Origin of the sequence: Effusibacillus consociatus (genome assembly GCF_042652925.1) — a bacterium.
Lineage (GTDB): Bacteria > Bacillota > Bacilli > Tumebacillales > Effusibacillaceae > Effusibacillus > Effusibacillus consociatus.
This window is the reverse complement of the sequence record NZ_JBHSHC010000145.1, coordinates 1-521: the sequence shown is the minus strand read 5'-3', so window position 1 is coordinate 521 and position 521 is coordinate 1. Positions and strand designations below refer to the sequence as shown.

Annotated in this window: 1 protein-coding gene; it reads left to right on the top strand. The window is 37.4% G+C overall.

Translation table 11 applies throughout. The annotated features are described in order from the left end of the window. Positions 1-214 precede the first annotated feature (214 nt). Complete coding sequence (locus ACFO8Q_RS20875; protein WP_380028718.1) at positions 215-493, top strand: hypothetical protein; 279 nt, start codon at positions 215-217, stop codon at positions 491-493. Positions 494-521 lie beyond the last annotated feature (28 nt).

The following is a 521-nucleotide window of genomic DNA, read 5'->3' as shown; positions in this document are numbered from 1 at the left end:
TTGGCTCTATTTCATTAACATGGTGGCTCTCATTCATTAACCTAGCGGCTCTGCCGCGCCGAAATATTCATTTAGCAAAGATTTAATGAGCCACCTCTAAAAAAGTGACCTTTTGGCTTTCCATAGAGTGATAAAATATCCGCAGTTGTAAGCATCACTTTGATTGAATTGTATAAAAAATGGGATAAAATAAACTTGAAGGAGGGAATTGACTTTGAAATTAATTATGGAACGGATTAATTTGATAATACTTATTGTTGGCATTGCTTTTCTTGTGAAAGCGCTCTTACTGTTTTTCGGTCATGTTGACGGAACCGGAGTAACTCTAAATATACCCTTCGTTGAGGCTACCAGAATATCTAAGGAGGAAATTCCATCCTATGCAACCAATTTTGCATGGTTAGGTGTATTATTGCTGGCGATTCCTCTTATATCTGTATTAGTTAAGAGATCTCTTAAGCCCCGTAATCAAGTTGGACAACCTCCGAAATAAGAGCGATACTATACGTAGGAGGATTGAT